This is a genomic window from Rhizobium sp. FG96 (assembly GCF_057808655.1).
The window spans coordinates 297,705-323,736 of the sequence record NZ_JBMDIL010000003.1; the positions used below are offsets into that span (position 1 = coordinate 297,705).

General features: G+C 62.8%; 22 protein-coding genes. 11 read left to right on the top strand and 11 right to left on the bottom strand.

All coding sequences use genetic code 11. The features are described from left to right. Positions 1 to 21: 21 nt before the first annotated feature. The 5 genes from ACODR6_RS07650 to ACODR6_RS07670 are packed head-to-tail and all read right to left on the bottom strand — an operon-like array spanning position 22 to position 5,989. Positions 22 to 1,536 (bottom strand): ABC transporter substrate-binding protein, encoded by a 1,515-nt coding sequence (locus ACODR6_RS07650; protein ID WP_112711094.1) that lies wholly within the window; start codon positions 1,534 to 1,536, stop codon positions 22 to 24. Positions 1,537 to 1,554: 18 nt separating this feature from the next. After that, positions 1,555 to 3,264 (bottom strand): dipeptide ABC transporter ATP-binding protein, encoded by a 1,710-nt coding sequence (locus tag ACODR6_RS07655; protein WP_489021971.1) that lies wholly within the window; start codon positions 3,262 to 3,264, stop codon positions 1,555 to 1,557. Then, entirely contained in the window at positions 3,261 to 4,112 is an 852-nt protein-coding gene (locus tag ACODR6_RS07660; RefSeq protein WP_489021973.1) for an ABC transporter permease, read from the bottom strand. Before ACODR6_RS07660 ends, ACODR6_RS07655 begins: the two co-directional genes overlap by 4 nt. Continuing rightward, a complete protein-coding gene (locus tag ACODR6_RS07665) occupies positions 4,109 to 5,047 on the bottom strand; it encodes an ABC transporter permease (RefSeq protein ID WP_112711091.1) in 939 nt (312 codons plus the stop codon). The genes ACODR6_RS07660 and ACODR6_RS07665 overlap by 4 nt, the downstream gene beginning before the upstream one ends. 51 nt (positions 5,048 to 5,098) lie before the next feature. After that, on the bottom strand, positions 5,099 to 5,989 hold the full coding sequence (locus ACODR6_RS07670; RefSeq protein ID WP_489021975.1) for a proline iminopeptidase-family hydrolase: 891 nt from the start codon (positions 5,987 to 5,989) through the stop codon (positions 5,099 to 5,101). 122 nt (positions 5,990 to 6,111) lie between these two features. Here ACODR6_RS07670 and ACODR6_RS07675 point away from each other — a divergent pair, with 122 nt between their 5' ends. Further along, positions 6,112 to 6,894, top strand: coding sequence for a LuxR family transcriptional regulator (locus tag ACODR6_RS07675; protein WP_112711321.1), 783 nt, complete (start codon positions 6,112 to 6,114; stop codon positions 6,892 to 6,894). Between the two features lie 54 nt (positions 6,895 to 6,948). Beyond that, on the top strand, positions 6,949 to 7,863 hold the full coding sequence (locus ACODR6_RS07680; RefSeq protein ID WP_489021978.1) for a proline iminopeptidase-family hydrolase: 915 nt from the start codon (positions 6,949 to 6,951) through the stop codon (positions 7,861 to 7,863). A gap of 3 nt (positions 7,864 to 7,866) precedes the next feature. Here the strand turns inward: ACODR6_RS07680 and ACODR6_RS07685 are convergent, their stop codons facing one another. The 6 genes from ACODR6_RS07685 to ACODR6_RS07710 all read right to left on the bottom strand — a co-directional run bounded on the left by ACODR6_RS07685 (position 7,867) and on the right by ACODR6_RS07710 (position 14,843). After that, positions 7,867 to 9,381: a carboxypeptidase M32 gene (locus tag ACODR6_RS07685; protein ID WP_489021980.1), complete on the bottom strand. Its 1,515-nt coding sequence runs from the start codon at positions 9,379 to 9,381 to the stop codon at positions 7,867 to 7,869. A 12-nt stretch (positions 9,382 to 9,393) separates the two neighbouring features. Further along, entirely contained in the window at positions 9,394 to 10,401 is a 1,008-nt protein-coding gene (locus ACODR6_RS07690) for an ABC transporter ATP-binding protein (RefSeq protein ID WP_489021982.1), read from the bottom strand. Further along, positions 10,398 to 11,405, bottom strand: a complete 1,008-nt coding sequence (locus tag ACODR6_RS07695; protein WP_112711086.1) for an ABC transporter ATP-binding protein — start codon at positions 11,403 to 11,405, stop codon at positions 10,398 to 10,400. The genes ACODR6_RS07690 and ACODR6_RS07695 overlap by 4 nt, the downstream gene beginning before the upstream one ends. After that, positions 11,402 to 12,250 carry an ABC transporter permease gene (locus tag ACODR6_RS07700; RefSeq protein ID WP_489021984.1) on the bottom strand — a complete coding sequence of 283 codons (849 nt, stop codon included), beginning with the start codon at positions 12,248 to 12,250 and terminating at the stop codon, positions 11,402 to 11,404. Before ACODR6_RS07700 ends, ACODR6_RS07695 begins: the two co-directional genes overlap by 4 nt. After that, a complete protein-coding gene (locus ACODR6_RS07705) occupies positions 12,247 to 13,185 on the bottom strand; it encodes an ABC transporter permease (protein ID WP_112711084.1) in 939 nt (312 codons plus the stop codon). The genes ACODR6_RS07700 and ACODR6_RS07705 overlap by 4 nt, the downstream gene beginning before the upstream one ends. An 80-nt stretch (positions 13,186 to 13,265) precedes the next feature. After that, positions 13,266 to 14,843, bottom strand: a complete 1,578-nt coding sequence (locus ACODR6_RS07710) for an ABC transporter substrate-binding protein (protein WP_112711083.1) — start codon at positions 14,841 to 14,843, stop codon at positions 13,266 to 13,268. 173 nt (positions 14,844 to 15,016) lie between these two features. Between ACODR6_RS07710 and ACODR6_RS07715 the strand changes: the two genes are divergently transcribed. The 9 genes from ACODR6_RS07715 (at position 15,017) to ACODR6_RS07755 (ending at position 25,999) form a co-directional block, all read left to right on the top strand. Beyond that, on the top strand, positions 15,017 to 16,027 hold the full coding sequence (locus tag ACODR6_RS07715; RefSeq protein WP_203430751.1) for a GntR family transcriptional regulator: 1,011 nt from the start codon (positions 15,017 to 15,019) through the stop codon (positions 16,025 to 16,027). A gap of 14 nt (positions 16,028 to 16,041) precedes the next feature. Continuing rightward, entirely contained in the window at positions 16,042 to 16,743 is a 702-nt protein-coding gene (locus ACODR6_RS07720; RefSeq protein WP_130281402.1) for a creatininase family protein, read from the top strand. Further along, entirely contained in the window at positions 16,740 to 17,756 is a 1,017-nt protein-coding gene (locus tag ACODR6_RS07725; protein ID WP_489021988.1) for a ketopantoate reductase family protein, read from the top strand. The genes ACODR6_RS07720 and ACODR6_RS07725 overlap by 4 nt, the downstream gene beginning before the upstream one ends. Beyond that, complete coding sequence (locus ACODR6_RS07730; RefSeq protein WP_489021990.1) at positions 17,753 to 18,499, top strand: SDR family NAD(P)-dependent oxidoreductase; 747 nt, start codon at positions 17,753 to 17,755, stop codon at positions 18,497 to 18,499. The genes ACODR6_RS07725 and ACODR6_RS07730 overlap by 4 nt, the downstream gene beginning before the upstream one ends. After that, positions 18,496 to 19,866, top strand: a complete 1,371-nt coding sequence (locus tag ACODR6_RS07735) for a dipeptidase (protein ID WP_489021992.1) — start codon at positions 18,496 to 18,498, stop codon at positions 19,864 to 19,866. The genes ACODR6_RS07730 and ACODR6_RS07735 overlap by 4 nt, the downstream gene beginning before the upstream one ends. Before the next feature lie 26 nt (positions 19,867 to 19,892). Further along, a complete protein-coding gene (locus ACODR6_RS07740; protein WP_413712438.1) occupies positions 19,893 to 20,810 on the top strand; it encodes a succinylglutamate desuccinylase/aspartoacylase family protein in 918 nt (305 codons plus the stop codon). A gap of 98 nt (positions 20,811 to 20,908) precedes the next feature. Next, positions 20,909 to 21,463 (top strand): PadR family transcriptional regulator, encoded by a 555-nt coding sequence (locus tag ACODR6_RS07745; protein WP_199628176.1) that lies wholly within the window; start codon positions 20,909 to 20,911, stop codon positions 21,461 to 21,463. Between the two features lie 153 nt (positions 21,464 to 21,616). Then, positions 21,617 to 22,852, top strand: coding sequence for an efflux RND transporter periplasmic adaptor subunit (locus ACODR6_RS07750; protein WP_130281393.1), 1,236 nt, complete (start codon positions 21,617 to 21,619; stop codon positions 22,850 to 22,852). A gap of 9 nt (positions 22,853 to 22,861) precedes the next feature. After that, positions 22,862 to 25,999, top strand: coding sequence for an efflux RND transporter permease subunit (locus tag ACODR6_RS07755; protein WP_489021996.1), 3,138 nt, complete (start codon positions 22,862 to 22,864; stop codon positions 25,997 to 25,999). Positions 26,000 to 26,032: the final 33 nt, after the last annotated feature.

The following is a 26,032-nucleotide window of genomic DNA, read 5'->3' on the forward strand; positions in this document are numbered from 1 at the left end:
CGCGGTGTTCAGCTCTATGCCTCAGTTCTTGACCGTATCTTCCAGGAAGAAGCGGCCGAGCGGGTTCTGGTAGAAATTCTCGACGTTCTTGCGCGCCACGTTGATGTAGGGGCTGTAGTAGAGGTCGATCCAGTTGACGTCGTCCTTCGCGGTCTTCTGCAGGTCGACATACATCTGCTCGCGCTTCTTCGGGTCGAGTTCCAGGCGCGCCTTGGCGACCAGTTCCTTCACCGCCTCGTTCTTGTAGTTGGTCGAGTAGTTGTTGTTGGAGTCATGGCCGAGCACGAAGGTGGTCTTCTGGTCCGGGTCGAGGATATCGTTGGTCCAGTAATTGACCGAGATGTCGTAATCGCCGGCCACCGTCATGTCCCATTCCTGGCTCGGATCGACCTTCTGCAGGTTGGCAGTGATGCCGGCCTTGGCGAGCTGCTGCTGCACGAGAACCGCGGTCTGCTCGTCCACTTCGTCGCCGGCGCGGATGAGATAGTTCAGCGTTAGGTTGGAAACGCCGGCGTCGGCCAGCATCTTCTTTGCCTTTTCAGGATCATAGGGGCGCTGCAGGTTGTCGGCGTAATAGTAGAGGGCGCCCTTCGGGATATAGGAATTGGCAACGGTACCCTGGCCGAAGGTCACGGCATCGACGATCGCCTTCTTGTCGATGGCGAGATCGAGCGCCTGCCGAACCTCCTTCTTGCCGAGATCTCCATGGGCATGGTTGATCAGGAGGTGATCTTCGCGGGTCGACGGATCGATAAGGACGTTGAGGTTGGCATCCTTCTTCATCTCCTCGACGCGCGAGAAGGGCACGAAGATTGCCGCATCGAGCTGGCCAGCCTGGACGTTCAGCATGCGGGTGTTGTCGTCGGGAACCGAGATCCACTCGACGCCGTCGAGCTTGACGCGGTCGGCCTGCCAGAAATTCGGGTTCTTCTTCAGGATGATACGGTCACCGCGGCGCCATTCGTCGACGGTGAAGGCACCGGATCCGATCGGCTTTTCGGCATAGGCGTCAGGCCCCAGTGATTCCATGCCTGCCTTGGAGATGACCGAGGCGTTCGGCAGTGCCAGCGTCGACAGGAACGGCGCCGATGGGTTCTTGAGCTTGATCGTCAGCGTGTGCGGATCGGTGGCGACGGCGGTGTCGATCACCTTGTAGCTGTCGCTCCAGAGCGACGCCGGATCGTCGCGGATGCGCAGCAGGCTGAAGGCGGCGTCTTCGGCCGTCAGCGGCGAGCCGTCGGAGAACTTGGCGTCGCGGATCTTGAAGACATAGGTGAGGCCGTCTTCCGAGGCGGTCCAGCTTTCGGCAAGGCCGGGCTCCAGCTTGGTGCCGGTCTTGTCGACGCGTACCAGCACATCATAGACGTTGGAGAATACCCAGTTGTCGATGTTCTGCGCTGTCTTGATCGGATCGAAAGTCGTCGAGTCCTCGCGGCGGCCGATGGTGAGGACGCCGGCTGCTTCGGCATAGCTTGCCGTCAGCGAGAGGCCGGCGATGAATGCGGCAAGTCCGATTGATTTCCACCTGTTGGTCATGTGCTGTTCCCTTCTTTGTTATGGTATGCGTTTGGCAGGCTGAGCCGGTATCGACGGCATGTCTTCTCCGAGGCCAGAGCCGCCGAGAAGCGGCCGGTCGGGATCGATGTCGGGAATGGCGGCAATGAGCGCCGCGGTATAGGGATGCTTCGGCCGCGAGAAGACCTCTTCGGATAGCCCTTCCTCGACGATTTCGCCGTGATACATGACCACGACGCGTTCGCAGAGATTGCGGACGATCGCCAGATCGTGGGCGATGAACATCAGCGTCAGGTTCATCTTCGCCGTCAGTTCGCGGAACAGCGCGATGATCTGCGCCTGGATCGTCACGTCGAGCGCGGCGACACACTCGTCGGCGATAACAAGCTTCGGATCGACGGCCAGCGCCCGGGCGATACCGGCGCGCTGGCACTGGCCGCCGCTCATGCTGCGCGGTTTGCGGTTGGCGAATTCACGCTCCAGCCCGACGAGATCGAGCAGTTCGCCGATCCGTGCCGGAATGCCGGCGGCCGGCACCTTGCCCTGAACCTTCAGCACTTCGCCGAGCATCTGGCCGATGGTGAGCCGCGGGTTCAGCGCATTATAGGGATCCTGGAAGACCATGGCCGCTTCGCGTCTCAGCTTCGCAAGGCCGGCGGTTCGCTGCTGCGCCAGATCGATGCCGTCGAAGGAGACGTGGCCTGCGGAAATCGGGGTCAGGCCCAAGATGGCCCGCGCCAGCGTGCTCTTGCCGCTGCCGGACTCGCCGACGATGCCGATCGTCTCGCCGGGCATGACGCGCAGGCTGACACCGGCAACGGCACTCACGGTCTTGGTGCTCGCCTTGAACAGGCTGCCGCCGGTCTTGAAGCGAACATGGAGATCGTCGATTTCGAGCAGCGGGCGAACGGCTGTCTCGGCTGGCGCGATCACGGCTACGGGCGGTGCCGCCTCATCGGGCATCGAGGGGTGGCTGTTGATCAGGTTGATCGTGTAGGGATCCTGCGGGCGCGACAGGATCGTCCGCTTAGGGCCCTGTTCCAGGAGCTTGCCGTTGCGCATCACCGCGATGCGGTCGCAGGTCTGGGCGACGATGCCGAGATCGTGGGTGATGAGGATGATCGACAGGCCGCGCTTGTCGCGGATATCCATCAGGAGCTTCAGGATCTGCGCCTGGATCGTGACGTCGAGGGCTGTCGTCGGTTCGTCGGCGATCAGAATTTTCGGGTTACACGAGAGTGCGACGCCAATCATGGCGCGCTGGCGCATGCCGCCGGAAAACTCGTGCGGGTAGCTGTCATATTGCCTGGCGGGATCGGGAAAGCCGACCTGCGTCAGGATTTCGACGGCGGCGGTCCGCGCCTCTCTTGCGCCCAGTCCCTGGTGATAGCGGATGCCTTCGGCGATCTGGTCGCCGATCCGCATGACCGGGTCGAGATGGCTGGTCGGGTTCTGGAAGATCATGCCGATCTCGCCGCCGCGGACCTCAAGCATTTCGGCATCGCTGACGGCGGTGAGATCCCGGCCCTCCAGCAGCACCGTGCCCTGCTCGATCTTGATCAGCGACGACGGCATCAGCCGCACCAGCGAGCGGCAGAGCAGGCTCTTGCCCGAGCCGCTCTCGCCGACGAGGCCAAGGATTTCGCCCTTGGCGAGATCGAGCGCGACGTTGTCGATCAGCGTTCGCGTCCCGCCGTCGAGATGGACCTTAACCGTCAGGTCGCGGACGGAAAGCACGGACGCGCTCATTCGTGAACCCCAAGAAGTTCGCCGAGCGCATCACCCAGCATGCTGAAACCAAAAGCGAGGCAGACGATCGACAGGCCCGGGAAGAGCGTGATCCACCATGCCGTGGTGATGAAGCTCTGGCCTTCCGCGACCATGACGCCCCATTCGGCAAGGGGCGGCTGCACGCCGAGGCCGAGATAGCTGACCGCTGCGCCGCTCAGCAGCACCAGCGTGGCGTCCGACATCGAGAAGACGATCGACCCGGCAATGGCGTTCGGCAGCAGATGGCGGAACATGATGCGCGTGCGGCTGAAGCCGAGGCTGACGGCGGCGACGGCATAGTCGGAGCTTTTGAGGACCAGCATCTGCGCGCGGATCAGCCGGGCATATGAGACCCAGCCGACCAGCGCCATGGCGATATAGAAGCTGCTCAGTCCCGGTCCGAGAATGGCGATGATCGACAGCATCAGCACCAGGAACGGGAAGGCCAGAATGATGTCGACGATGCGCATGAAGATGGCATCGACGAGACCGCCGAAGAAGCCCGCGATGGTGCCGACCGTCGTGCCGATCAGGAAAGGGAAGAGCACGCCGATGACGGCGATCTGCAGGTCGATGCGGGTGCCCCAGATGACGCGCGAGAGGATGTCGCGGCCGAAATTGTCGGTGCCGAACAGATGCGCCAGTGACGGCGACTGCAGCCGGGCGTCGGCATTTTGCAGGATCGGGTCATAGGGCGCGATGATGGGGGCGCCGATCGCCAGCAGCAGGAAGAACAGCAGCATGCCGGCGCCGATGACCAGCGTCAGGCGGCGGCCGAAGAAACGGCGCCAGGCGATTGGCGCGGGAGAGAAGGTGCCGACGCTCATAGCTTCACTCTCGGATCGACGGCGACGGTGACGATGTCAGCCAGGAAATTGACGAGAACGGTGGCGCAGGCGAATGTCATGGCGACGCCCTGAACCACCATGTAGTCGCGCGAGAAGATGGCGCGCACCAGAAGCTGGCCCATGCCGGGCAGGGCGAAGACGCTTTCGACCACCACGGTGCCGCCGATCAGCCAGCCGATATTGACGGCGAGCAGATTGATCGTCGGTACCAGCGAATTCGGCAGTACATGGCGCCAGAAGACGATGCTTTCGGGCATGCCGCGGGCGCGGGCAGCCGTCGCCACATCGGATTTCAGCGCTTCGATCATCGCCGAGCGCAGGCTGCGGGTCAGCACCGTCGAGAGCGACAGCGCCACGGTGAGGCTCGGCAGGATCAGATGCGAGAGCTTGTCGCCAAGTGTCGTCCCGTAGCCGGAGACCGGCAGAATGCCGAGTTCGACGCTGAAGAGAATGATTAGCATCAGGCCGAGCCAGAATGGCGGAAAGCCGATGCCGAAGGTGGAGATGACGCGCACCGCATGGTCGGGAGCGCGGCCGGCATTTCGTGCCGCAATCGCCGACATCGGCACGGCGATCAGGATCGACAGGATGACGCTTGTGAGAACCAGCGCGATGGTCGGCTCGATGCGGGTGGCGATCAGCGGCAGGACATCGATCTTGTAGAGGATCGACTTGCCCATCTCGCCATTCGCGAGGTTTTTCAGGAAGTAGAAATATTGCAGCCACATCGGCTGGTCGAGGCCGTATTGGGCGCGGATATTGGCAAGGGCGGTCGGTGTGGCGCGGGTGCCGAGAATATTGCGAGCCGGGTCTCCGGGGATCAGGCGCACGAGGATAAAAGTGATAACACTAATGCCGAAAATAACAGGCAGAAACTGAAATGGACGGGTCAATATGAATTTATAACGATGCATGGCGGCGCTGGCCCCCCTGTCTTCGCCCGGCTTCGATCTCGCTACACTGCATCAGCTTGCCCCATGCCGCGACAGGAAATCGATCAGCGCCGGATAATAATCCTGCGGGTTCTCGTAGAAGGGCATGTGGCTGGCATTGGCGAAGACCTTGAGTTCGGCATTCGGCAGTGCGAGCTTCATTCGCAGCGCACAGGCCGGTGTCAGTTCGTCATGCTCGCCGGTGGTAATCAAAACCGGGACAGTCACGCGCGGCAGGTCGGGAATGCGGTTCCAGTCCTTCAGATTGCCGATATAGAGAAACTCGTTCGGCCCCTGCATGGTCTCGTAGGGACCCATGTTCCAGTCGTCGAGCGAGCGGCGCACGGGGGCGGGCCACTCCGGCAGGCGGCAGACGTGGCGATAATTGAGGATCGTCACCGCCGCCAGATATTCCGGGTGATTGTAGGTGCCCTGCGCCTCATGCTTCTGCATCATCGATACCGTTTCCGGACCGAGTGCGGCGCGCAGCCGCTCCAGCTCCGAGATCAGATGCGGCATGTCGGCGACGGTATCTTCGAGGATGAGCGTCTGGAGGTTTTCGGGATAGGTCAGCGCATAGTCGATCGCCAGCCAGCCGCCCCAGGAATGGCCGAGCATATGGACCTTGCCGAGGCCGAGCGCCTTGCGCACGGTCTCCGTCTCCTCGACATAGCGGCCGATCGTCCAGAGCGAGACGTCGGTCGGGCGGTCCGAAGCGCCGGTGCCGAGCTGGTCGAAGGCGACGACGCGGTAGCCCTTGTCGATCAGACAGGAATGGGCTTCGCGCAGATAATCGCAGGGCAGGCCGGGGCCGCCATTCAGGCAGAAAACCGTTTCGCTTCCGCTGCCGAAGCTGTAGGCTACGACCTTGTGGCCGTCGACCTCGATTTCATGTCGCGCCTCAGGCTCGATTTCACGCCACATTGACCGCTCCGGCAGAAGATTTCGCTTGCTCAATAATTGGGCATGGCTAAATTTTTATCTTAAACCGCAGTCTTTGCCAGCTATAAGAAGTGATAGGTGGTGAGCCACCGATGGAGCCTGCCATGCTTGACGAGATCGGCACGATCAGACGGCAATTTTCAGCCCACCAGACGCTGGAGGGGCGGATCGACCAGGTTTTCGAGGCCATGAAGGCACTCGGTTTCGAGGCCCTGATCTACGACTATACGCCGGTGCCTTACGATCTCGACGGCGAGGTAATGATCCCGTCGCTGCTGAAGCTGCGCAACATTTCCGAAGACATGCGGGAGTATTGGTTCGACCGCGGCTATTTTCGTATAGACCCGGTGCAGCAGGTGGCGCTGCGGACGTCGGCGCCGTTCTACTGGAACTATGACGCAGACGCCGACACGCCGATCAGCCGCTTCATGAGCGCCGATACGGCGCCTGTGACCCGCTTTCTCAACGAACGCGACATGTCGACGGGTGTAACCGTGCCGGTCCATATGCCGGGCGGCGACTATGCGACGGTGACCGGCATCCGCTTTGGCGCCAATGGCGATTTCGAGCAGCATGCGCTGCGCTACATCGCCGATTTCAATCTCCTGGCGCATGTCTTCCACGAGGCCGCCTTCTCGCTTTTCGATGCCGAGGCCCGCAGCGTTGGCAAGATCCGCCTGACGGAGCGCGAGCGCGAATGCCTGCGATATTCGGCCGAGGGGCTATCGGCGAAGGAGATATCGCGGATCATCGACCGGTCGGTGCCGACTGTGGTGATGCATCTGAACGCCGCGGCCAAGAAGCTCGGCGCCCGTAACCGCACGCAGGCGGTCGTGCGCGCCACGCATTACCGGCTTCTCGACGATCGTCCATCCTATAACTTCTGATAGCTGCCTTCGGCTTTGCGCCGCCGCTATGCTTTTTCCATCATTGCCCTCACGATGGAGACGCCAGTGGCCGCCGTTCAGACGACAGAAGCCTATCTGCCCTTTCGCGATTACCGCACCTGGTATCGCATCACCGGTTCACTGGATTCGGGAAAGCTGCCGCTCGTTGTCGCTCATGGCGGTCCCGGCTGCACGCACGATTATGTCGATTCCTTCAAGGGTATCGCCGCGCTCGATGGCCGTGCCGTCATCCATTACGACCAGCTCGGCAACGGGCATTCGACGCGGCTGCCTGAGAAGGGACCGGATTTCTGGACGCCGGCGCTGTTTCTCGAAGAACTCGATACGCTCCTGAAGCATCTCGGCATTCAGGACCGCTACGCCTTTCTCGGCCAGTCCTGGGGCGGGATGCTCGGCGCCGAACATGCGGTGCGCCAGCCGAAGGGTCTGAAGGCCCTCGTCATCGCCAATTCGCCCGCCAACATGCATACCTGGGTCGCGGAGGCCAATCGCCTGCGCGAAGAGCTGCCGCAGGATGTGCAGGACACGCTGCTGAAGCACGAAGAAGCCGGAACGATCACCGACCCCGAATACATTGCTGCCTCGCGTATCTTCTACGACCGCCATGTCTGCCGCGTCACGCCCTGGCCGGACGATGTGGCGCGCACTTTCGCGGCCATGGACGAGGACAATACCGTCTACCGCAACATGAACGGCCCGACGGAATTCCACGTCATCGGCACGATGAAGGACTGGACAATCGAGGACCGGCTGCCGCTGATCGAGGCGCCGACGTTGCTGATTTCCGGCAAATACGACGAGGCGACGCCGCTCGTGGTCAAGCCCTATATCGACCGGGTCAAAGGGTGCGAGTGGGTGCTGTTCGAGCATTCCAGCCATATGCCGCATGTCGAGGAAAAGGAGCTTTGCCTCGCCACCGTCTCCGGCTTCCTGTCGAAATACGATTGACGATCACGCGGTGAGATCGTCGACCTTGCGTGCGAGGTCGGCGATATAGGCCGTGGTCGACAGATCCGATCCCGTCGCGTCCTTCAGCAGCTGACTCGCGCTCTTCGAGCGGCCGAACTGGTGGACGTTGCCGTTCAGCCAGGTCTTCAGCGGCAGGTAATCGCCGCTCTCAAGCCCGTCGGCGATTGCGCGCTCCTTGCAGGCGGCGGCGAAGAACTGCGAGGACATGATGTTGCCGATCGTATAGGTCGGGAAAGAGCCGACCATGCCGGAGGACCAGTGAACGTCCTGCAGCACGCCGAGCGTATCGGAGGGCACATGGAGGCCGAGATAGGATTTGATCTTCTCCCGCCAGATCGCCGGCAGCTCACTCACCCGGATGTCGCCCGCCATCAGCCCTGCCTCGATTTCGGAGCGCAGCATGATGTGCATGTCGTAGGTCAGTTCATCGGCCTCGACGCGGATGAAGCCGGGGCGGGCGGCGTTGACGGCCCGCCAGAAATCCTCGGGCGTGACGTCCGAGAGCTGATCTGGGAAGGTCTTCTGCAGGTCGGCGAAGTTCAGTTCCCAGAAGCGGCGCGACCGGCCGACGCGGTTCTCCCAGAGGCGCGATTGCGATTCATGGGTGCCGAAGCTGGTGCCGCCGACGGCGTAGAGATTGACGAAATCGGTGGTGAAGACCGAGCGGCTGAATTCCTCCGATATACCCTGCTCGTACATGCCGTGACCGGCCTCGTGCCAAACGGCAAACAGGCCGCCCGGCAGCCAGGTCTCGCGGAAGCGGCCGGTGATGCGCACATCCGAGCGGGTGAAGGAAATCTCGAAAGGATGGACGGTGTCGTCGAGGCGGCCGCGGTTGAAGTCGTAGCCAAAGCGGCTGGAGATCAGGCTGGAGAAGGCGCGCTGTTTCTCGACCGGATAGGCACGATCAAGGATTTCGGAGCGAACGTTCGCTTCCTTGGCCCGGGCGAGCAGTGGAAGCAGGCCGTCGCGCAGCTCTCCGTAGATCGCCTGTAGCCGCGACCAGGTCATACCCGGCTCGTAAGTGCCGACAAGTGCGTCATAGGGATGCTCGGCATAGCCGATCGCTGCAGCGATCTCGCGCTGCATCTCCATCGTCCGTTCCAGCATCGGCGCGAAGGCCGCAAAATCATTGGCGGCGCGCGCTTTGCTCCAGGCCGCCTGGGCAACGGTCTTCAGCTCGGCCGCGTCGCTGACCAGCTTTGCCGGAATGCGTGACAGCGTGCCGATCGCTTCGGCGGCCTGCTCGACGGCAAGCCTGCGCCGGTCGCCAAGTGCCGCGCCCGCGAGCTCGGCTCGCGCGTTCTCGATCGCGCGTTGAAGGCCGTCGCCGGTCGCGAGATCCCTGGCGATGCCGACCAGCGTGGCGATCTGCTTGCCGCGGGCATCGACGCCACCTGGCGGCATCATCGTACGGGCATCCCAGGTCAGCAGGTTCACGGCGCAAAGCACATCGTTGATCCGGGCGATCTCAGCTTCAAAACTGGCATAGGTCATTGTCTCAAATCCTCATTGCGCCGGAGGGGCGCCGAAATCCTCGATATGGCAGGCGGCGAGCTGGCCGTGGCCGCGCGGCGTTAGAAGCGGGCGCTCCACCCTGCAGCGGTCGAAGGCATGCGGACAGCGGCTGGCGAAGGCGCAGCCGGGCGGAACGTCGAGCGGGCTCGGCAACTCGCCGCGGGCGGCAACCGTGCGGCTGCGGCGCGACGGATCGAGTTCCGGCGCGGCATCGAGCAGCGCCTTGGAATAGGGGTGGCGCGGCGCGGTGAAGAGGGCTTCCGAGGTGCTGACCTCGACGACCTGGCCGAGATACATGACCGCGACGCGATGCGAGATGTGCCGCACCAGTCTGAGATCATGGGCAACGAAGACGACAGTCAGATGCAGCCGTTCCTGTAGCTGGAGCAACAGGTTGACGACCTGCGCCTGCACCGAGACGTCGAGCGCTGAGACCAGTTCATCCGCCACGATCACATCGGGCTCGACCGCAAGCGCCCGGGCAATGCCGATGCGCTGCCGCTGGCCGCCGGAGAATTCATGGGGATAGCGCGCCGCGGCGTCCTGCGGCAGCCGCACCAGCTCCAGGAGTTCGGCGATCCGGTGCGGGATCTCGGCCTTTGGCCGCATCCTGTGGACGGAGAGCGCTTCGCCAAGGATCTGCTGCACCGTCATGCGCGGATTGAGCGAGCCGTAGGGATCCTGAAAGATCATCTGGACCCGCCGGTTGAAGGCACGCCGCTCGCCGCCGCGCAGGCGCGCGATGTCTTCGCCCTCGAAGCGGATCGCCCCGCCATCCGGTTCGTGAAGCCGCACGAGGCAGCGGGCGAGCGTGGATTTGCCGCAGCCGGACTCGCCGACGATGCCGAGCGTCTCTCCGCGATGAATTTCCAGCGTCACATCACGCAGCGCCTGGACGGCGAGCGGCGGCTTGCCCTGCAGGCGCCGCGTCAGGGAGTAGGGGCCGGCAAAACGCTTCGAGATGCCGTCAATGGAGAGGATGGGGAGGGTCGCGTTCAAAGGATCGCCTCCGCTGCGGCCACCTGGCTGTGATGGAAACATGCGGCCGCCCGCCCTGGAGCGCCCACCGTTTCCAGCGGCGGCCGTTCCTTCAGACAGCGCTCGGTCGCAAAGCTGCAACGCGGATGAAAGGCGCATCCTTCGGGCAGGTTGGTCAGGCTTGGCGGCGTTCCCTCGATGGACTGCAGGACAGTGCGGGCCGCGCCCGAGCGCGGCACGGAACCGAGCAGCCCGCGCGTGTAGGGATGGTGCGGCTGACGGAAGACATCGGCGACCGTCCCGGTCTCGACGATCCTTCCGGCATACATCACGGCCATCCGGTCACAGGTTGCGGCAACCACGCCGAGATCGTGGGTGACGAGCACGACGCTCATCGACAGCCGGTCGCGCAGGTCAAGCAGCAGTTTCAGGATCTGGTCCTGGATGGTGACATCGAGCGCCGTCGTCGGTTCATCGGCGAGCAGCAGCTTGGGCGAACACGCGAGCGCGATGGCGATCATGGCGCGCTGGCGCATGCCGCCGGAAAACTGGTGCGGATATTCCTGCAGACGCCGCTCGGCGGCGGGAATGCCGACGATGTTCATCAGTTCGAGGGCGCGCGCCTTGCGATCGCGGGCATTGAGTGTCGTATGGGCAACGAGGTTTTCCTCGATCTGCACGCCCACAGGAAGAACCGGGTTGAGCGCAGTCATCGGCTCCTGGAAGATCATTGCGATCTCGCCGCCGCGCACCTTGCGCAGTTCCTCCGCCGGCATGGCGACCAGATCGCGCCCGCGCCATTCGACACGGCCGCTGACATGGCCGGGTTCGCGGATCAGGCGCATGATGGAGCGCAATGTCACGCTCTTGCCGGAACCGGATTCGCCGACTAGGCCGACGACTTCGCCGGGCGCCACATCGAAATCGACATCGGCGGCAGCGATTGCCTGGCCGCGCGGCGTATCGAAGGTCGTCGTCAGGCCGCGCACGATCAGTCCGCTGTTTTCGCTGGCTGCGCCCATCATCGTCTGACCCTCAACAGTTCGGCGACGCCGTCCCCGGCCAGGCTGAAGCCAAGGCCGGTGAGGACGATCGCGACGCCCGGGAAGACCGAAATCCACCAGGCGGTGTTCATGAAGTTCTTGCCGTCGGCGATCTGCACGCCCCATTCGGCCGCGGGCGGTTGGGCGCCGAGGCCGAGATAGCCGAGGCTTGAGCCGAGCAGGATGGCGAGCGCCATGTCGGTCATCCAGTAGACGATCGCCGGGGTGATGGCGTTCGGCAGCAGATGGCGGAAGACGATGCGCAGCGGCGCGTACCCCATCACCTTGCCGGCATCGGCATAATCGAGCCGCTTCTGCACTTTGATCTCGGCGGCGACCAGCCGGGCATAGAAGACCCAGCCGACAACGCCGACGGCGACATACATGTTGCCGAGGCCGGGGCCGAGCACGGAGACGATGGCGATCACCAGCACGAGGAAGGGGAAGGTGATGGTCGCATCGACGATACGCCCGAAGATCGCCTCCCAGATACCACCGGCATAGCCGATGAAGGCGCCGATGATGGTGCCGAAGATGAAGGGCCCGATCGTCGCGAAAACGGCGATCTGCATGTCGAGCGTATAGGCATGGATGACGCGCGATAGCACATCGCGGCCGAAGCTGTCGGTGCCGAAGGGATGCGCCGCGCTTGGCGGCTTCAGCAGCGCGTTGTAGTCGAAGGTGGTTGGATCATAGGGAGCAAACAGCGAGGGCCAGATCGCCACGATCAGGCTGAGGCCGAGAATGATGCCGCCCCAGATCAGCGAGCGGGGTGGCTTGCGCCACTGGACGAGGCTGTGAGCGGCTTTGGCCGCCGGCGCGCTCATCGTGCAATCCTCGGGTCGAGCCAGGCCTGGACGATATCGGTGACCAGGAAGGTGAGCGAAACCAAGATGGCCAGCGCGATGGTCAGGCCCTGAAGAACCGGGTAATCGCGGCCATAGATGCTGTCGATCAGCAGGCGTCCGGCGCCGGGAACGGCAAAGACCGTCTCGGTAATCACGGCGCCGCCGAACAGCGAGCCGATCTGCAGGCCGAACAGCGTCACCGTGGAGATCAGCGCATTGCGCAGGATGTGTCGGATCAGGATGACGCGCGACCGGAGGCCTTTGGCGGTGGCGAAATCGACATATTCGGCATTCATGACGCCGATGATCGAGGCGCGTAGATTGCGCATCAGCACGGCGGCGAAACTCAGCGCCAGCGTGAGGGCGGGCAGGAAAAGGTGATAGAGCCGGTCGCCGAAACTGTCGCCATAGCCGCCGACCGGGAAGAGCTTCAGCTGTGCGGCAAACACCGTCAGAAGCACTATGCCAACATAAAAGACCGGCATCGAAAGCCCGACCTGGAAGGTGCCGCGGATGATGCTGTCGGGCAGCTGCTCGCGCTTCAGCGCGGCGACGAAGGCAAGCGGCACGGAGAGGGCGAGCGCGATCACTGCCGACATCAAGGTCAGCATCAGGGTGACCGGCAGGCGCTGCAGGATCAGCGACATGACCGAAACCTTGAGGCCGATAGAATTGCCCAGGTCGCCGGTCACGATGCGTTCGACATAATAGAGAAACTGGACGGGAAGCGGCTGGTCGAGACCGAGCTGTCGATTGATACGCTCGACATCGGCATCGAGGGCGCGATCACCGAGCATGGCGCTGGCGGGATCGCCGGGCAGCAGGCGCACGAGAACGAAAGTGACGATGAGAATGAAGATCACCGTCGGGATCATCTGCAGTATGCGGCGGATAATAAAACTGAAAAGGGGCAATAGCCGCTCCTGGTCTTCCTCTGGTCGAAAAAGGCCGCGGGCCTCGCTATGAGGCCCGCGCAGCAGGCTGGGGTCAGGCGTTACTTGTCCTTCCAGGTCTTGGCGAAGATGTTGTTGCCAAGCGGGATCTGCAGGAAGCCGTGAACCTTCTTGCTCAGAGCGACCGGATAGGGCGTCTCGTAGAGCGGCACGATCGGACCCTGATCGTTGTAAATCTCCTGCATCTTTGCATATTGATCGGCGCGCTTCTTCGGATCCATTTCCTTCTGCGAGGCCTCGAAGAGCTGGTCGGCCTCGTCGTTCTTCCAGCCGCTATGCAGCGCGTCGATCGTCTTCGAATAGACGAAGTAGGAGGTGATTTCGTTCGGGTCGGCGATATCATCCGTCCAGGCCGCGTTGCGCATCACGAACGTACCGTCTCGATACTGCTGGGTGCGGGTCGGGTTGTCGACCTGTTGCAGCTCGAGCTTGATGCCGATCTGCGCCCACATCTGCTGCAGCGCCGTGGAGATGCCGACTTCGTCCTGGTTGCCGGCGAGAACGAGGATGCTGGTCGAGAAGCCGTTTTCGAAGCCCGCTTCCTTCATCAGGCTCTTCGCCTTCTCGATGTCATAGGGATAGAGCGGCTTGTCGCCGACATGCAGCGGCGTTGCCGTCGACATGTAGGAGGTCTGCGGCGTGCCGACGCCGTGGGTGACAATCTGGATGATCGCGTCCTTGTTGACGGCATAGTTCATCGCCTGGCGCACCTTGACGTTGGACAGCGGATTGTCCTTGCCACCAAGCTGCGGGCGCACGTTCAGGGTAATGTATTCGACGCGGGTCGATGGGAAGAGCTCCATGTCGAGATTGCCGGCCGACTTCAGCTCTTCGACGCGCGAATAGGGAATGAATTCGGCGCCGTCGATTTCGCCAGAGGTCAGCTTGAGAATGCGGGTGGCATCATCCGGGATGAGCTCGAAGTCGATCCCGTCGAGATAAGGCAGCGGTTTGCCGTCCTCACCCTTGCCCCAGTAGTATTCGTTGCGCACCAGCTTCATGCTGGAGCCGCGATCCCAGGATTTCAGCATGAACGGGCCGGAGCCGACGGGATGCTCGGCGAAGGCCTTGGCCTTTTCCTCCTCCGTGGCACCCGGCGATGCCTCGAATGTCTTCTCGGGCAGGATGCCGGTGTTGAAGACGGTGAGCGCTGCCAGAATGGCTGGATCGGGATGCTTGAGCTTGATGATGACGGTCTTGTCGCCTTCGGTCGTCACGTCATCGATGGACTCGATCATGAAGCCCCAGATGCCGTTGTCCTTCTTGGAGGCGCGCTTCAGCGACCAGGCGACGTCGCCGGGGGTGATTGGGGAGCCATCGGAGAACTTGATGCCGTCGCGCAGCGTCAGCGTCACGCTCATGCCGTCGTCGGCAAGCTTGTAGGCGCTGGCGAGACCCGGCTGCACGCCTTTGCCGTCATCGGTCGGCAGAAGCAGCGTGTCGTAGAGGTTCGACAGGATCCAGATATCGACATTGGCGTCGTTCAGCACCGGATCGAGGAACAGGCTGTCGGCATAACGGCCGTAGACCAGCGTGCCGCCCCGCTCCAGGGCAAATGCAGACACACCGGTGCTCAATAGAACTGCAGCGGCAATGGCCGCCCGAGCGATCATTCTCATGGCATTCCCCTTTTATATTTGGTCTGACTGTTATTATTGGCTATAACGATTTCACGCCAAAAAATGACTGTCAACCAGTTTTTATCCAACAACCCTAAGACGCTTCGCTTGCCTGCAAGCGGATTTCGAGCTAACCGTTATATATAAATAGAACAGCTAGCCGAACGGGTTTCATGGACTTCTTCATCGACCGGGATTTGCCAGTTCCGCTGCGCACGCAGCTTCAGGGCCTTATCGAATACGGTATCGCCTGCGGTGAATTGGCGCCCGGCGAAGCGCTGCCATCGGTCCGGGATCTGGCGGAAAAGGTCGGCGTGGCACCGATGACGGTGAGCCAGGTCTATGCCGATCTCAAGGCTGCGGGACTGATCGATACGCGTCCCGGTTCCGGCACCTTCGTCAGCGACAGCCACCAGGCGCGGCTTGCGGCGCGCGCCGATACCACCGATCTGCATCTCCATATCGACCAGTTGATCGACGAGAGCCAGCGGCTCGGTATCCGCACCGCCGACCTCGTCTCGCTCGTCAATGCGCGGGCCTTCTACCGAGACAGCATCGGTCCGCGGCTGCGGATCGTCATGATCGGCATTTTCCAGGATGCGACGGCAAGTTACGCGCGTTTCATCGCTGCCCGTCTCGGCCGCGAGGTGACGGTCGAGCCGCTGACGGTCGCCTCGATCGAGCGCGATCCGGCCGCCAAGGCGCGTGCCAATTCCGCCGACCTTGCCGTGACCTTCGCCAACCGGCATCGCGAAGTGGCGACGCTGGTTGCTAATACCAAGGTGGTGACGATCAGCTTCACGCCATCGGAGGAGACGCGCCGGGCGCTGGCCTCGCTGGATTCGCTTGCCTCGATCGCCGTCGTCTCCCGCTTCCCGGATTTCCTGCCGATCATGAAGAGCGGCGTACAGCGCTTCGCCCCGCATGTCAGCGAGATCAGCGCCACGACGCTGGAGGCCAAGGACCTCGAAGAGCTGCTCTCGAAGGTCTCGGTCGTTATCTACGCATCCGGCGCCGAGAGCGTCACCGGCCTGCTGCCCGAGGGCGTGCAGGCGATCGAATACCGCCATGCTCCTGATACCGCCGATATCGAACGGGTGATCGTGCCGATCATCCGTGCTGCGGGCGTGCAGGCGCAGGGCGAGGAAAGCCCGAAACGGAACGAAGCCGACGCGAAGGTCTAGGAAAGGCAGATGCGATGAGAGTATCGGAGACCAACTGGCAGCAGATCGAAGCCTATCTGAAGACCGATGACCGGGCGATCCTGCCGCTCGGCAGCACCGAGCAGCATGCCGGCCTGTCGCTTTCGGTCGATTCCATCCTGTCCGAGAAGGTGGCGGCCGATGCGGCGGCACCGCTCGGCATTCCTGTCTTCCCGGTCGTCGCCTATGGCATCACGCCGTATTTCCTCTCATATCCCGGCACGATCAGCATCCGGCAGGAGACCTATATCCGGCTGGTGCGTGATATTCTTGATGGGCTGAGGCTGCAGGGTTTCCGCCGCATCCTCATCGTCAACGGCCATGGCGGCAATCAGCCGGCGGGCAGCATGGCGATCGAGTGGATGGCCGATAATCCGGATACGGCGGTGAAATTCCACAACTGGTGGAACTCGCCGAAGACCTTCGCCAAAGTGCAGGAGATCGATACGGTCGCCTCGCATGCGTCGTGGATGGAGAACTTCCCCTGGACGCGTCTTGAAGGTGTCAAGCAGCCGACGCAGCAGAAGCCGATGATCGATCTGGCCCGCATGCGGGTGATGTCGCCGGATGCCGTGAAGGCCTATCTCGGCGATGGCAATTTCGGTGGCTATTACGAGCGGCCGGATGAGGAAATGCAGGCGATCTGGGATGTGGCCGTCGAAGAGACCCGCGCGCTTCTCGAAGGAGGCTGGGCGTGAGCGATCCGATCCTGATCTGGGGCGCGGGCGCCATTGGCGGCACGCTGGGCGCCGCCTTCATCCGCGCCGGCCATGAGGTGATCTTCGTCGACAACGTCAAGGACCATGTCGATGCCATCAACACCAAGGGGCTGAAGATCGTCGGCCCGATCTTCGAGGATGTGGTCCAGGCGAAGGCCTGCCTGCCCGAAAATCTCAAGGGCACCTACAGCCGGACATTCCTCTGCGTGAAGGCGCATCACACCGAAGCGGCGGCCAAGATGCTGGTCGAGCATCTCGCCTCCGACGGCTATGTCGTCTCGGCGCAGAACGGTCTCAACGAGCGGGTGATCGCGCGGATCACCGGCGAAAACCGGGTCATCGGCTGCTTCGTCAATTTCGGCGCCGACTATCTGGAGCCGGGTGTCGTCCAATATAGCGGTCACGGCGCCGTGGTGATCGGCGAGCTCGACGGGCGGTTTACGGACCGAGCCGAAGATATCTACGACCTGATGAAACAGTTCGAGCCGAAGGCGCTGATCACCAACAATATCTGGGGTTTTCTCTGGGGCAAACTGATCTACGGCGCGCTGCTCTTCGGCACGGCGCTCACCAATGACAGTATCGCCGATGTGCTCGACGATCCGGTCGCGAGGCCGGTGCTGCGCAAGCTGGCGCTTGAAGTGGCAACGGTTGCTGCCATCAACAACATTCGCCCGGAAGCCTTTGACGGTTTCGATCCGGCAGCCTTCGGGCCGTTGGCGACGCCGGAGCAGACCAGCAAATCCTTCGACGACATGTCGGTGCACAACCGCAAATCGGTGAAATCGCATTCCGGCATCTGGCGCGATCTCGCGGTGCGCAAGCGCAAGACCGAGGTCGATGCGCAGGTGCTGCCGGTGGTCGAGATCGGAAAGGAATCGCGGGTGCCGACACCGCTTGCTGCCCGGGTCATCGAGATGATCCACGAGATCGAGGACGGCAAGCGGCCGCTTTCGATGGAGAATATCGAAGAGCTTGCGAGGCTGGCATGAACATTTCCTTCGAGGGAAAGACGGTGATCGTGACCGGGGCAGCGCATGGCTTCGGCCGCTCGATTGCCGAGGGGTTTGCGAGCCGCGGCGCGCGGGTCCATGTCTGCGATGTCAATGTGGCGGGGTTGGCGGAGACGGTAAAGCTCTGCGGTGACAGGACGAGCGCCCATGTGCTTGATGTCGGCAGTCGCACCGATGTCCAGGCACTGGTGCCTGGGTTCGGCGATGTCGATATTCTCGTCAACAATGCCGGCGGCGTGCGTGGCCAGGTCGGCCGGCCGATCGAGGACATATCCGAGAGCGACTGGCAGACGATCTTCGACGTCAATCTGTCCGGCGCCTTCTTCATGTCGCAGGCGGTCGCGCCTGTCATGAAGAAGCGCAAGTCTGGCCGCATCATCAATATTTCGAGCGGCGCCGGCCTCGGTATTTCACTGACCGGCATCCAGGCCTATGCCAGCGCGAAGGCCGGGCAGATCGGCCTGACGCGCCAGCTGGCCCACGAGCTTGGCCCCTGGGGCATCACGGTCAACAATGTCGCCCCCGGTTTCGTCCGCTCCAATCCAACCACCGAGCGCCAGTGGGATGCGATGGGCGAGGAGGGGCAGGCGCGGCTGCTGCAGAACATCGCCCTGAAGCGCCTCGGCGTGCCGGAGGATATTGCCGCCATGGTGATGTTTTTCGCCTCGGATTATGCCGGCTGGGTTTCCGGCCAGGTCATCAGCGTGGATGGCGGCAAATGAGCGTCGAGGTCTATCTGGAAGAGAATTATCCGGCAGCCCTCGAAGACCTGAAGGCCTTCTGCCGGATCCCGAGCGTCAGCACCGATCCGGCCTTCATCGATGGGATAAATCAGGCGGCCGCCTTCGTGGTGGAGCGGCTGCGGAAAGCGGGCTTCGCTTCGGTGGAGATGCTGCAAACCGGCGGCCATCCGGCCGTCTATGGCGAGATCATCGCCGATCCCAAACTGCCGACCTTCCTTGTCTACGGTCACTACGATGTCCAGCCTCCGGACCCGCTGGAGAAATGGCAGACCCCGCCCTTCGAGCCCAACGAGCGCGATGGCAGGCTCTATGCCCGCGGCGTCTCGGACGACAAGGGGCCGTTGCTGATCCCGATCCTCGTCGCCGAAGCCTTCATGCGCGTCGAAGGCAAGTTGCCGGTCAATCTGAAGGTGCTGATCGAGGGTGAGGAGGAATCCGGCAGTCCGCATTTTGCGCCGACGCTGGAAAAGTATCGCGAGAAGCTCCGCTGCGATCTGGTGCTCTCGGCCGATGGCGCCATGTGGCGGCCGGACAAGCCATCGATCACCGTCGCAAGCCGCGGTCTGGCTGCCCTCGATATCACCGTGACGGGCGCGGCCAAGGATTTGCATTCCGGCCGCCACGGCGGCAGCGCACCGAACCCGATTGCTGCGCTTTCGGCGCTGCTCGCTTCGATGCATGGCCCGGATGGCCGGGTCAGCGTCGAGGGTTTTCTCGATGGCGCGACACCGCCCGATCCACGCATCCTCACGGCGATCGACGCCTCGAATTTCGATAGTGCCGCCTATTACCGCGAGATCGGCGTTGCCGGTGGCGATCCGATCGATACCGGCCGCGAACTGCTGATCCGCCAGTGGCTGGAGCCGACGCTGGAGTTCAACGGCATCTGGGGCGGCTATCAGGGTAAGGGAACCAAGACGGTCATCCCGAATACCGCTGGCGCCAAGATCACCTGCCGCCTCGTTGCCGGACAAAAGCCTGATACGGTTATCGCTGCGATCACTCGCCACCTGCAGCAGCGCCTGCCGAAGGGTTTCCAGCTCGAAATCCATCGCCATGGGCCGGGCAGCGAGGCCGATTTCGTCGATCCTGATCTGCCGGCGCTGAAAATCTCGGAAGAGGTGCTGGGCGAGTTGCTGGGCCAGAAGCCGCTGCGTGTCGCCATGGGCGCGACGATCCCGATCGGTAGCGCCTTCCGCAAGCATCTCGGCTGTGCGGCGATCTTCTTCTCATTCTCGACGGCGGATGAGGATTACCACGCACCGAACGAATTCTTCCGGCTGTCGAATTTCAAGCTGGGCATGCGCGCCTGGACCATGCTGCTGCGACGGCTCGCCGCCGCCTGAGACGATCTAGTGATGGAGGATAAGCGATGACCGCCCTGCCAGCCTTGAGGACCGGAAAGCCCCGATCCGAGTTCGGCCATATCAAGCCGACGGCGGAACTCGAGATCCCCTATGCAATCATCGAAGGAGCCGAGGCGGGGCCATGCCTGCTGGTCACCGCGGGCGTCCATGGCTCGGAATACTGCTCGATCGAGGCGGCTGTGCGGCTGATGAAGACGCGGCCGGAGGAGATCAGGGGCACGCTGCTCGTCTTGCCGGTCCTCAATGTCGAGGCCTTTCACCGGCGCAACATCTACATCATGCCGCAGGACGGCAAGAACCTGAACCGGATGTTCCCCGGCAAGCCTGACGGCACGACCAGCGAGCAGCTTGCCCACTGGCTGGTCACAGAAGTCTTCCCGAAGGCCGATGCCTATATCGATTGCCATGGCGGCGATCTCGACGAGGGCCTCGAACCCTTCACGATCTTCCCGGCCGGTTGCGAGAAATCGCAGGCGCTTGCTGCCGCATTCGGCATCAAGATCGCGGTCGCAGCCGGCGGTTCGGGTTATACGGTCGATGCCTCTCACAAGCTCGGCATTCCCAGCATCCTGCCGGAGGTCAGCGGCAACGGTCTCTGGGGCGAGACGACGGTGACGCAGATGACCGACGGTATCCGCCGGGTGATGCAGCATATCGGCATGCTCCCGGGCAAGGCCCCGGTAACAAAGCTTGACGTCGTGACCATGTGGGTACCAACCGCATCCGTCAAAGGCCTCTGGTATCCGGCAAAGGATCTCGGCGACCCCGTGATCGCAGGCGAGGTGCTTGGCGAAATCAGGAACGTCTTCGGCGAAACGCTGGCCACCATCCGCTCGGAAAAAGCAGGCTTCATTCTCTACCGGCTGACCAGCCTGTCGGTGAACGAGAAGGAAGCGCTGCTTGGCGTCGGGACACCGGTCTGACGCCCGCGCATCACGGAACCGTCACGCGAGATTAAATTTTCGTCATATATCGCGATATATCTTGATTGCCGATATATCGGGACGATAGGTTCCGCCGCATGACCGGCCGAGACCTGCATTTTTCCGATGATGCCCGCCCTGAAGACGAGCGGGAGGATCACCCCGGGCGCCATCCGCGTGGCGGGCGCGGGCGGCGGCTGTTCGACTATGGGGATCTGCGTCTTCTTATCCTGGCGATGATCGTCGAGCGTCCGGCGCACGGCTATGAACTGATCAAGGCGATCGAGGAGCGTCTCGGCGGCAGCTATTCGCCAAGCCCCGGCGTCATCTATCCGACGCTCTCCTGGCTCGACGATATGGGCTACGCCTCGATCACCCTCGAAGACGGTGGCCGCAAGCTCTACCGGCCGACGGCGGAAGGGCGGCTCTTCGTCGATGCCAACAGGAAGCAAATCGACGATATCCTGGCGCGCGCCGTCATCGCCGGTGAGCGTGGTCCGCCGCGCGACGCGCCCGATGAAGTGGTGCGCGGCATGCAGAACATCAAAATGGCCCTGCGGATGAAATTGCGGCAAGGCGCCGTCACCAAGGAGACGATCAGCGCTGTCGCCGAGGCTCTCGATGAGGCAGCCCGCAAGATCGAGCAGAGCTGAGAGCTTGCCATGCCGCCTGCGCTTTCACGAGCTGCGGCGGCGTGCGAACGAAACCGATTTCGCGATCCGCCGTTATAGCGGCGGCCGCCATTACAAATCACGAACGGCCTGCATTGCCTCCCAAGCGATCGTCAGGCGACACAGGAGCCTTGAATGCCTATCGCCAAGACCAGATGGCTTGCGAACCTTGGTTATGCCACCGCGCTCACGCTTGCGCTCGCATCCTGCAACGAGCAGGCGCCGCAGCAGCAGAAGGCCGCCGCCGATGCCAAGCCGCAGGTGAGCGCCGTGACGCTGCGTCCGCAATCGGTGACGATCACCGCCGAAGTACCGGGCCGCACCGCCGCATCGCTGATCGCCGAGGTCCGCCCCCAGGTCGGCGGCATCATCCGCGCCCGTAATTTCAAGGAGGGCAGCGAGGTCAATGCCGGTGACGTTCTCTATGAAATCGAGCCGAGCCCCTACCAGGCAGCCTTTGACAGCTCCGTCGCCACGCTTCAGAAGGCCGAGGGTGCAGTTCCAAGCGCTCAGGCGAAGGTCGATCGCTACCAGGGCCTGACATCGCAGGCCGCGGTCAGCAAGCAGGATCTCGACGATGCCCGCTCGACGTTGGCGCAGGCTCTCGCTGATGTCGCCTCGGCGCGCGCTGCCCTCGAGACCGCGCGCATCAATCTTGGCTATACGAAGATCCGTGCGCCGATCGGTGGCCGCATCGACGCATCGGCTGTCACGGTCGGCGCGCTCGTCACCGCCGAGCAGACGACGGCGCTCGCGACCATCAACCAGCTCGACCCGATCAATGTCGACGTCACGCAATCGAGCACCAATCTTCTCGCCCTGCGCAAGTCGATCGCGGAGGGACGCATCAAGACGACGGGCGACAATGTCTCTGTCAACGTCAAGCTCGAGGACGGCTCGAAATACGACAAACCCGGCAAGTTCGAATTCCTCGAATCCTCCGTCTCGCAGACGCTCGGCACCGTGACGGCGCGTGCGACCTTCCCCAATCCGGACCGGCTGCTGCTGCCCGGCATGTATGTCCGCGCGACGATCGAAGAGGGCGTGGCGCCCAACAGCTTCCTTGTGCCGCAGCGTGCAGTCACCCGCGACACCAAGGGGGATCCGACGGCAATGTTCGTTTCCACGGACGGCAAGGTGCAGCGGCGGACGCTCAGCGTTCAGCGCAGCATCGGCAACAGCTGGCTGGTGGCCGGCGGCATCAATGATGGCGACCGCGTCATCGTCGAGGGCATCCAGCGCGTCAGGGACGGCCAGGATGTCAAGGTCGACGACGTGACGCTCGACGACGCGACCGGCGAGATCAAGCAGGCCGATGCGGCCGAGGCTGCCCCGGTCAAGGAAGCGGCGAACACGCCCGTAACGAAGTGAGGTAAGCCCGTGTCCCGGTTCTTTATTGCCAGGCCGGTCTTTGCCTGGGTCATCGCCATCGTCATCATGCTTGCCGGCATCCTGTCGATCACGACACTGTCGATCTCGCAATATCCGCAGATCGCCCCGACCACCGTGCGCATTTCCGGCACCTATCCGGGTGCCGACGCCGAAACGGTCGAAAATTCCGTCACCAAGGTCATCGAACAGGGCATGACCGGGATCGACAATCTCGACTACATGACCTCGACCTCGCAATCGACCGGTCAGGCGTCGATCTCGCTGACTTTCACCAGCGCCGCCAACCCCGACGTTGCGCAGATGCAGGTGCAGAACAAGCTGCAGCTCGTCGAGGCGCAGCTGCCGCAGAGCGTTCAGAACACCGGCCTGACGGTAACGAAGTCGACCTCGAACTTCCTGATGGTCATCGGCTTCGTCTCGATGGACGGCAAGCTGACATCGACCGACCTGGCCGACTACGTCAACAGCTCGCTGAACGACACGCTGAAGCGCGTTCCCGGTGTCGGCGACACGCAGCTCTTCGGCTCCGGTTACGCGATGCGCATCTGGGTCGATCCGGACAAGCTCGCGAAATATTCGCTGATGGTCAGCGATGTGACGAACGCGATCGAGGCGCAGAATACCCAGGTCGCGGCCGGCCAGCTCGGTGCGCTGCCGCAGCGCAAGGGCCAGCAGCTCAATGCGACGGTGACGGCAAAGAGCCGCCTGCAGACGCCCGAGCAGTTTCAGAACATCATCCTGAAGAGCGCCAGCAGCGGTTCGCTGGTGCGGCTGAACGACGTCGCGACAGTCGAGCTCGGCGCCGAGAGCTATTCGAGCTTCTCGACCTATAACGGCAATCCGGCCGCCGGCCTGGCGATCAACCTCGCCTCCGGCGCCAACGCCATCGATACGGCAGAGGCGGTTCAGTCGACGGTCGAGACGCTGCGCGGCACGCTGCCGCCGAATGTCGAGGTCGTTTATCCCTATGACACGACGCCCTTCGTCAAGCTGTCGATCGAAGACGTGGTGAAGACGCTCGTTGAAGCGATCGTTCTCGTCTTCATCGTCATGTTCGTCTTTCTGCAGAGTTTCCGCGCGACGCTCATTCCGACGCTTGCCGTTCCGGTCGTCCTGCTCGGCACCTTCGGCGTGCTCGCCTTCTTCGGCTACTCGATCAATACGCTGACGATGTTCGGCATGGTGCTGGCGATCGGTCTTCTGGTCGATGACGCGATCGTCGTCGTCGAGAATGTCGAGCGCGTGATGGAGGAAGAGGGGCTTTCGCCGCGCGAGGCGACCATCAAGTCGATGGAGGAAATCACCGGTGCGCTGATCGGTATCGCCACCGTGCTTTCAGCGGTGTTCATCCCGATGGCCTTCTTTTCGGGCTCGGTCGGCGTCATCTACCGGCAGTTCTCAGTGACGATCGTCTCGGCGATGTTGCTCTCGGTCGTCGTCGCCCTGATCCTGACACCGGCGCTTTGCGCCACGATTCTCAAGAAGCCGAAGCACGGTGCCAAGAGCCGCGGCGTCTTCGGCTTCTTCAACCGCAATTTCGACCGCGGCACCCGCGGCTACCAGCGCAGCGTCAGTGGCATCATCCGCCGGTCCGGCATCTTCATCGCCATGTTCCTGCTGATTGCTGTCGCGACCGGCTATCTCTTCACCCGACTGCCGAGCTCGTTCCTGCCGGATGAAGACCAGGGTATTCTGATCACCAGCGTCCAGCTGCCTGTCGGCGCCACGGCGGACCGCACACAGAAGGTGCTGAAGCAGGTGACGGACCACTATCTCAACGACGAGAAGGATTACGTCACCGGCGTCATGGCCGTCGTCGGCTTCGGCTTCGGCGGGCAGGGGCAGAATGTCGGCCTCGCCTTCGTGAAGCTCAAGGATTTCGATCAGCGAACGACGCCGCAGGCGAAGGCTCAGGCCATTGCGCAGCGGGCGATGGGAGCATTCTCGAAGATCAAGGACGCCAATGTCTTCGCTCTGTCGCCGCCGGCCATCCCTGGCTTCGGCAACAATGCCGGCTTCGATTTCTATCTGAAGGACATGAACGGCGCCGGCCACCAGCAGCTCATCCAGGTGCGCAACCAGCTTCTCGCTGCCGCAGGCAAGAGCAACAAGCTCGTCGGCACGCGCCCGAACGGCCAGGAGGATTCGCCGCAATATTCGGTCGATATCGACCAGGAAAAGGCGAGCGCGCTCAACCTCAATCTCTCGGATATCGACACGACGCTGTCGACCGCCTGGGGCGGCAACTACGTCAACGACTTCATCGACCGCGGCCGCGTCAAGAAGGTCTATGTCCAGGCCGACAAGGCATTCCGCATGCAGCCTGAGGATTTCGACCGGTGGTATGTGAAGAATTCCGATGGCGAGATGGTGCCGTTCTCGGCCTTCGCCGACGGCCACTGGAAGTTCGGCTCGCCGCGCCTGGAGCGCTATAACGGCTCGTCCGCCGTTGAAATCCAGGGTGCTGCGGCACCGGGCGTATCATCAGGTGACGCGATGAACGAGATCGACGCGATCGTCGGCCAGCTGCCGGGTGGCTTCACCCATGAGTGGACCGGCCTTTCGGCGCAGGAACGTCTCTCCGGCAACCAGGCAGCACAGCTCTACGCAATCTCGATCCTCGTGGTCTTCCTGGCGCTTGCCGCACTCTATGAAAGCTGGGCGATCCCGTTTGCGGTCATGCTCTCCGTTCCGATCGGCGTCTTCGGCGCTCTCGCCGCGGCGCTGCTCTTCGGCCAGAACAACGACGTTTACTTCAAGGTGGGCCTGCTGACGACGATCGGCCTTGCGGCGAAAAATGCCATCCTGATCGTCGAATTCGCGATCGATCAGCAGAAGTCCGGCAAGGATTTGGTTACCGCCACCGTCGAGGCGGCGCGCCAGCGCCTGCGGCCGATCCTGATGACCTCGCTCGCCTTCATCCTCGGCGTATTGCCGCTGGCGGTCGCAAGCGGCGCGGGCTCGGGCAGCCAGAACTCGATCGGTATCGGCGTCATGGGCGGCATGATTTCGGCCACCGTCATCGGCGTCTTCTTCATCCCGCTGCTCTTCGTCACCGTCCGTCGCGTGTTCAAGGCGCGGCCGGTGGTAGAGGAGCCCGGCGAGGCCGTCGCCGAGGCGAAGTGATATCAGGGCCTGAGGCGCGCATCGCTGCGCCTC